The sequence below is a fragment of the Halosegnis sp. genome, assembly GCF_042216475.1.
Classification (GTDB): domain Archaea; phylum Halobacteriota; class Halobacteria; order Halobacteriales; family Haloarculaceae; genus Halosegnis.
The window spans coordinates 50,261-57,171 of record NZ_JBDGTV010000024.1 but is presented as its reverse complement, the minus strand read 5'-3'; the positions used below and the strand labels follow the sequence as shown (position 1 = coordinate 57,171).

The following is a 6,911-nucleotide window of genomic DNA, read 5'->3' as shown; positions in this document are numbered from 1 at the left end:
CGGGATGTCCACCGCGCGTGGAAGCCCACCCCTTCAGGGGTGGGAGGAGGTCAATCACGCAACCATGGCTGTCGCGTTACCATTGACCGAGTCGACCCAGTCCGGACGGCTGACGGTCGTGCGCCCGACGCGGTCGTATGTGATGCTAAACCGGACGGTCCGGGCCGCCACCGATGCGGGGAGAGTATAGCGGGCCTCGATGGTGTCGATCCGCCCCGCCTGGTCCACCAGCACCACTGCCGTGTAGTTGCGGACCCGGTCGGGCGCGACCGCAGGGCCCCCTGGCCGGGGCAGGCTGACCGCCGGCGTGCCCTGCGCGACGAACCGGAAGTACGACTCCCCCTCACGCCGGACACGCCCGGTGAATGTGGTCGTTGCAGTGGTGAGCAGCCCGCGAGGCGTCCGCGCACGGAGTGCCATCGGAGCCGGCACCCGCGACGGGGATCGCTCGTCAGCACTCAGCACCCGGACGCGTGTCGACCCGTTTGCCGCGTAGCTGGCGACGTACCGTGCATCCCCATCGCGGTACACCGAGAGAACGGGGCGGCGGGCGGTCTCGTTTGCCGGTTCGACCTCGGCCTGGAGTAGCGACTGGCTGCCGGCGACCCGGATATCGATGTCACGCTGGTGCCAGCCGCCCGACTCGTTGGCCGGCCGCCAGTAGAGATCTACCCAGAGCGTGTGGCTGGTCTGCAGCGAGGCGTTCCGGTGGCGTGTGAGCGCGCCCGGGTCGGTGATGCCCGTCGCGGTGGCGCCCGGTACCGCGGCCAGCCCAGCAACAGGCGTCGCGGTGACCGTCGGCACCGGCGCTGCCGTCGCCGTTACCGGGGTGCCGGGCGCTGATGTCGACCCCCCACCACCAATAGTGACGAGCCCCACGCCGACCAGGCCAACGACTACGACGGCACCGGCGAGGCCAAGAAGCTGGAGGCGACTGGGTGTGGCGGCTGCCATCGGCGTCCTCAGACAGAACGTGCCGACCGCATTAGAGTGTTCGCCGCGCCGCGTGGAGAGCGCCACTTGCATTCGGCGCCAACTGGGAGAGAGGACCCGATGGTCCGGCCCTGTTGAGACTGAAGGGTGGCCATAGCGCCCAGCGTACGGCCGTTTGGTGGCCCGCCCTACGAGGAACGAAGTAATCGGTGGCCAAGCAGTCCGTCACGACGACGGACTGGAGAGAGGCGGGAGTCCGGCCTTGTTGTCAGCGCGTTGCGCCTCAAGCCACTCGGGAAGCACCAGTCGGCTGCCCAGCGTCCCGAGATCTTCGTCGACAGTGTATCCGGGGGCTTTTGTTGCGAATTCGAAGAGGACGCCGCCGTCCGTTCGGGCATAGACCGACTGGAACCATTTCCGATCGATGACGGTTGTCGGTCGCAGTCCGTGCTCCTGCAGCAGCTCGCGCCAGGCCGGTAGTTCCTCGTCGTCGACGGTAAACGCGACGTGGTGAAGTGTCCCAGCACCCGGCCGCCCCCGCGGCCCCTGTGGGGTCTCACGCATGTCGACGACAGCGCCGAGGTTGTCGCCCACCCGGTAACGGGTGCGCTCGGGAGAGTCGTGCGTCTGCTCGTAGCCCATCGCCTCAAGCAATGGGATCGTCGAGGCGGCGCTCGCCAGCGATAGCGTCACGCCGAAGAACCCGCGGATTGCATGCTCGTCGGGGACCGGCCCGGCGGGTGGGTCCCCTGCCGGCGCGTCCTCACGCGCGACAAATTCGAGTGGCGTGCCGTCGAGGTCCTGAAACTGGACGACGGTATCGCCGAAGCGCTCGAATGGCTCAGCAACGTCGACATCGGCTGCGGCGAGCCGCTCGCGCCAATAGTCGGTCGCCGAATCGGGAATCAGAAACTGAACACGGGTCGCCTGTCCCGTCCCGACCTGGCCGAGATTGGCAGTCGGATACGGGAAGAACGTCATACTCGTTCCTGGAGTCCCGCTCCGGTCGGCGTAAAAAAGGTGGTACACCGAGGTATCGTCTTGGTTGACGCTCTGTTTGACGAGCCGGAGGCCCAGCGTGTCAGTGTAGAACCGGTAGTTCCGGGTTGGGTCACTCCCGATTGCAGTGATATGGTGGAGCCCTGGAGTACTCACCGGCATGACCGTAGCTACAGACGCGAGCCCCATGATGGTGTGCCCTGGACGTGACAGGGAGCGGTATCGGCTGTGGCCAGGGCCGCAGGCGGATCCACGAGACCCCCCGGCGGCAGTCGCGATATCGCGCATCCGAGACATCCCAGCAACCGATGAATATGGAGTATGCTCGGGAACGCGGCTGCGGCGGGTGGCTACGGATGGTCACGCTCTGTCTCGGCCGTTTAGGCAGCGTTGGCAGCCGGTGGAGCTGTTCCGATGCACTCGGATTTCCGTAGCGGCGCCGGTAGCTCAGCGACCGATGGTGCCCTGGCGCGTGACCGGCGCATCAGGGTTAATCACGAACGCGACGATGATGGCGTCCTCGGTTGCCGTGACTGTGACGTCGTTGTCGCCGGTTACGAGTGCGCTCTCGGTGTACCCGACCGGCTCATCGCCGACCTCGACGGCGCCGTCGAAGACGTACAAATAGGTGTGGTGGTCGGATCGCGACGGAAGCGTGGTCGTGGCCCCAGCGGCGAGTCGGCAGTCGTAGAACTCCACGTCGTTCCGGACATACAGCGGGGCATCGGTCTCCTGAGGACCAAACAGGTGGCGCCACTCGCCGGCGACCGGGGCGGGGATTGGCTCGTGCTGGATGGTCGGCTCGAGATCAAGACTCTGCGGCCGAACAAAGATCTGGAGCATCCGCAACGGCGGGTCGTCCGCAAGCGTCTCCTCGGAATGCCAGAAGCCGCTGCCGGCACCCATCACCATCAGATGGTCGGAATCGGTGACCAACTGGTTACCTTGGCGGTCGTCATGGCGCATCACCCCCTCCGGCACCCACGAGATAATCTCTTCGTTGCGGTGTTGGTGCATCCGGATGAGCGTCCCTGGGTCCATGAACGACTCCACGACGGTTGCCAGCGGTCCGTACCCGTGATCGTCGTGGTCGGGGAGGGTCTGGCCGGGGAAGTTGAAATGAATCCGAAACTTGCCCTGATTCCGCGAGACGTCCGTTCGGGGTGCTGTGTGGATTCCTGATCGCGGCTGTGCGGATGTGGACTCGTCCATTAACTGATGTAGTCGCTCGCCGGGTAAATGGATTCTGCGCGACAGTCTGCAGGTCGCTGCCGCCCGTTGGGCATCGAGGCGTCTCGGTCGGCGTGCGCAGTCCACGGGGGCGTCCGACGCGGATGTACCCACCAGCAGCCCCCCGGTACCATGCCGAGCATGGCGTGCGAGTGGCCGAGGGGTGGGCCGAGTTCAGTTGTCGTCGGCCGCGTCGAGCAGCATGAGTGCGCCGCCGAGCAGCGCACAGTTCTTCAGGAAATTGATCTTGTTGCCCTGTCGCTGTTTGCCCTCCATCGTCCAGAAGTTGTGGATGACTGGCGTCGTCGATAGGAAGAAGACGACCAGTGCGCCGGCAGAGGCTCGCGGATACTTCCAGAGCAAGATTCCAAGGTTGGCGACGAACAGCATCCCGGTGACGACCGGGACCAGCAGGTCCGGCACCGGGACGCCACTGTCGGCCGCGACTTCGACGCGTTTCTCGTTGTTCCGGAACCCATCGATAGCCATGAACGCGAGCACCCCGCTGTAGAGTAGCCGACCGACCGCGGTCGGGCGATCGCTCACGCTCACAGCACCTCGATTCGCGAGACGTTCGCCGGCACCCGCCCGACGGTCTCGTAGCTGCCGTCTCCATCCCGGCGCATCAGCCGCCCCTCGACATCATCGCGGGTGTCGGGGACGTCGAACAGCCCGGACCCACAGATGACATCGCCATCGTAGACGTCCCACGTCTCGATGACCTCGTGGGGTTCGCCCGGATACGATACCCGCTCCCAGTCACGACCGAAGTTGGTCGATTCGAACAGCGCCGCCTCGTGGCCGTCGTTCACCCACGCCGGCGGTGCCTCCTCACCCCCACAGAAGAAGACCGTCCCGTCGTGGACGAACACCCGCCGGATGTACGAGAAGTCGTTCCCCTGGTCGATACGTGTCCACGAATCACCGGCGTCGACCGTTCGGTAGAGCCCGCCCTCACCGACGGCATGGCCCAGCCCGAGGTTCTCGAGGTTGTGGTCGAGATACCCTGTCGTCGCTAGCCAGACGTCCGCCGAGATTGGGAGCACCTGGTGGATGTCGTCGACGATGGTATCACGACGGTCGCGCCACGTCTGGCCGCCGTCGTCGCTGAGATGGATTCCCCCGGCCTCGACGCCGGCGATGAGTCGCTCCGGCCGGCCCGGCACCTGTTCGAGCGCTCGCAGTCGTGCATAGTGCGGGTCGATGGGCGACTCCCAGTGGCCCCGCGAGGGAAGCTCGCGGAAGCCCTTCAGTTCGTGCCAGGTGGCGCCGTCATCCGTCGAGCGGAAGAGGTAGGGGTCGTTCGTCCCCGCGTACAGCGCGCCGTCGGGCGTGCCGAGGATTGACCACACTTCGCTGGTGCCGGCGTGCCAGAACCGATCGCCCAGTGGCACGCCCAGGTCTGTCCATGTGTGGCCGCCATCCGTCGAGCGGAACGCTCCCTCCGACGAGGCGACGAAGACGCCCTCGTGGCCGGTGAACGTCTTCACCGCGGTCACCACGCCACAGTCGAGCACCTGTTCGGCCGCCCCCTGCTCGAACGGGAGGTCCTCGACCCGGTACAGCCCAGCGTCCGTGCCAATTAGCACTGTCATATCCGGCGTGACACCATCCCGCACAATAAATATTTACCAAGCTGTAAAATCATAAGACCCGCCCGCCCGAACACCGGGTATAGACCGCGTGGCAGCCCGACGCCCGGCCATCGCAGGTACGCACGCAGTCAGAGAGATCCAACCATGACCTCGAGTCACCCCACGACGCGACCGACCGACGCAGCACATCTCGACGACGAACCCGCGCCGCCGCGGGAGTTGCTGAATCTCCCGTGGATCGACGGCCACAATCACGCACAGACGCTCTCGTGGGCGGACCGCGAACGCTACGCCCTCGCAGGCTGCCAGGGAATGGTGATGATTGCGTCGGGCTATCACTGGACGCCGTACAAGCCCGTCCGGGCCGCAGATATCCGCTATCTCTGGGATGATGCGCTCAACCGCCGGGCAGCCATCGAGCGAAACCACTTTTTTGAGGCGAAACTCGGCCTCGGCGTCCACACCGGCGTCCGCATCGAGAATCCCGACACACTGCTGGCGGCAATGGCCGACTACTGCGAACAGGACGCGGTCGCGGTCGTCGGCGAGACAGGCGTCACCCCGAGCCAGCACATCGCCGCGTGGGATGTCGACGAACAGGTGGCCGCCGTGGAGGCACAGATGGAACTGGCGGCCGCCCACGATTTGCCCGTCCTGTTGCACACACCGAACACGGGCGTCGACCGCAAGCGCGCGTACCGGCCGGAACTGGGAACGCCAGGCTACGAGAAGAACACCGCGCTCGGCACTGAGCCCGTGCTGACAGGCGAGAATCCCGCCTTAGAGGCGGTGAAACTCGACATCCAGGCGGCCAACGACGCCGGCCTTCCCGAGGAGCAGGTGGTCGCGTCGCACGCCGATCCCAACAACACCGCGTGGCTGATGGGCGAGACCGACTGCTATCTAAGCTACACCATCGGCCACTCTTGGCTGGTCGGTGTTGACGCCGCCGACGTCGCGGACGCCATCGACGAGTACGGCCCCGACCGTATCATGATCGACACGGACTGTGCGAACGTGCTCCGGACGGACCCGTACGCCGTCAAACGGGCTATCTTCGAACTGTACCGGTACGGGATCGACCCCGACGCCATTCGCCAGGTCGTCTGGGAGAATCCACGCGACGTGTACGGACTCGGCGAGTGACGGACGCCGAGCGGTAGGAGTTCACGGAGGCGTGAGGAGCACGCCCCGCGGATCAGCGTGGGAGGAACCTCACTCGTATGCGCAGTCGTTCGTCAGTTCGCCGAGTCCCTCGACGCCGATCGTGACGGTGTCACCGTCCTCGAGCAGGACCGGCGGCTCGCGATAGACGCCAACACCGGGCGGCGTCCCCGTGAAGAGGAGGTCGCCGGGCTGCAGCGTGAATGCCTGGCTGCAGAACGACACCAGTTCGTCGATCCCGAAGATGAGATTCGCGGTTGTGGAGTCTTGGAGCCGTTCGCCGTTCACCTCCGCGTAGATGTCCAAGTCGTGCGGATCTGGGACGGCATCGGCCGTCACCAATTCTGGTCCGATCGGCGCGAACCCGTCGAGACTCTTCCCACGCACCCACTGACCGTCGCCGTGCTGGAGGTCTCGCGCGGAGACGTCGTTACCAACGAGGAAACCGGCGACATGATCCATCGCCTCTTCCGGTGTGACACGGCGTGTCTCCTCGCCGATGACCGCGACCAGCTCCGCCTCGTAGTCCACCTGTTCCGTCAGGTCGGGGCTCCACGAGATGGTGTCGTCGGGGCCGGCAACCGACGTGGGGAACTTCGAGAACAACACCGGTGTGTCGGGAATCTCGTTGCCGCCCTCCTCGGCGTGGTCGCGGTAGTTCAGCCCGACGCAGACCACCTTCTCGGGGTCGCTGACGGGAGCATGCCGGTCCAGCTGATCGGCCACGTACAGGCCGGTCCCAGTCTCGGCAGCGTACTCGGCGGCGAGCTGGACCTTCTGCTGCCAGTGCCAGCTGTCGAGCAGCGCGCTCGTCGTGGCCGGGAGGTCGAGTCCCGCTCCACGGCCCGCTTCCTGTACGTTCACTATCGTCTCGTCGTCGTGTCGGACGCCGACCCATGGGTCGCCGTTGTTCGTGCTGTATTGTCCGAGGTGCATCGATATCGTGGCTGTGTCGTGTATGTCGGTGAGTCCTGAAACTGGCTCCGGAGT

At 65.7% G+C, this 6,911-nt stretch carries 7 protein-coding genes; 1 reads left to right on the top strand and 6 read right to left on the bottom strand.

What is annotated here, in order from left to right:
- Nucleotides 1-54 precede the first annotated feature (54 nt).
- The 5 genes from ABEJ63_RS13205 to ABEJ63_RS13185 all read right to left on the bottom strand — a co-directional run bounded on the left by ABEJ63_RS13205 (nucleotide 55) and on the right by ABEJ63_RS13185 (nucleotide 4,757).
- Nucleotides 55-954, bottom strand: coding sequence for a hypothetical protein (locus ABEJ63_RS13205; protein WP_375796834.1), 900 nt, complete (start codon nucleotides 952-954; stop codon nucleotides 55-57).
- 204 nt (nucleotides 955-1,158) lie between these two features.
- Nucleotides 1,159-2,094: a VOC family protein gene (locus tag ABEJ63_RS13200; RefSeq protein ID WP_375796833.1), complete on the bottom strand. Its 936-nt coding sequence runs from the start codon at nucleotides 2,092-2,094 to the stop codon at nucleotides 1,159-1,161.
- 285 nt (nucleotides 2,095-2,379) lie between these two features.
- On the bottom strand, nucleotides 2,380-3,144 hold the full coding sequence (locus tag ABEJ63_RS13195) for a pirin family protein (protein ID WP_375796832.1): 765 nt from the start codon (nucleotides 3,142-3,144) through the stop codon (nucleotides 2,380-2,382).
- A 192-nt stretch (nucleotides 3,145-3,336) separates the two neighbouring features.
- A complete protein-coding gene (locus tag ABEJ63_RS13190; protein ID WP_375796831.1) occupies nucleotides 3,337-3,714 on the bottom strand; it encodes a DoxX family protein in 378 nt (125 codons plus the stop codon).
- Nucleotides 3,711-4,757, bottom strand: coding sequence for a WD40/YVTN/BNR-like repeat-containing protein (locus ABEJ63_RS13185; protein WP_375796830.1), 1,047 nt, complete (start codon nucleotides 4,755-4,757; stop codon nucleotides 3,711-3,713). The genes ABEJ63_RS13190 and ABEJ63_RS13185 overlap by 4 nt, the downstream gene beginning before the upstream one ends.
- Before the next feature lie 144 nt (nucleotides 4,758-4,901).
- Between ABEJ63_RS13185 and ABEJ63_RS13180 the strand changes: the two genes are divergently transcribed.
- A complete protein-coding gene (locus ABEJ63_RS13180) occupies nucleotides 4,902-5,903 on the top strand; it encodes a TatD family hydrolase (protein WP_375796829.1) in 1,002 nt (333 codons plus the stop codon).
- A 69-nt stretch (nucleotides 5,904-5,972) separates the two neighbouring features.
- Here the strand turns inward: ABEJ63_RS13180 and ABEJ63_RS13175 are convergent, their stop codons facing one another.
- Entirely contained in the window at nucleotides 5,973-6,857 is an 885-nt protein-coding gene (locus ABEJ63_RS13175) for a fumarylacetoacetate hydrolase family protein (RefSeq protein WP_375796828.1), read from the bottom strand.
- Nucleotides 6,858-6,911: the final 54 nt, after the last annotated feature.

Bases quoted from the DNA above. Each gene is read 5' to 3' on its own strand.
- ABEJ63_RS13205 (WP_375796834.1), bottom strand. From the start codon at position 954: ATGGCAGCCGCCACACCCAGTCGCCTCCAGCTTCTTGGCCTCGCCGGT.
- ABEJ63_RS13200 (WP_375796833.1), bottom strand. From the start codon at position 2,094: ATGCCGGTGAGTACTCCAGGGCTCCACCATATCACTGCAATCGGGAGT.
- ABEJ63_RS13195 (WP_375796832.1), bottom strand. From the start codon at position 3,144: ATGGACGAGTCCACATCCGCACAGCCGCGATCAGGAATCCACACAGCA.
- ABEJ63_RS13185 (WP_375796830.1), bottom strand. From the start codon at position 4,757: ATGACAGTGCTAATTGGCACGGACGCTGGGCTGTACCGGGTCGAGGAC.
- ABEJ63_RS13180 (WP_375796829.1), top strand. From the start codon at position 4,902: ATGACCTCGAGTCACCCCACGACGCGACCGACCGACGCAGCACATCTC.
- ABEJ63_RS13175 (WP_375796828.1), bottom strand. From the start codon at position 6,857: ATGCACCTCGGACAATACAGCACGAACAACGGCGACCCATGGGTCGGC.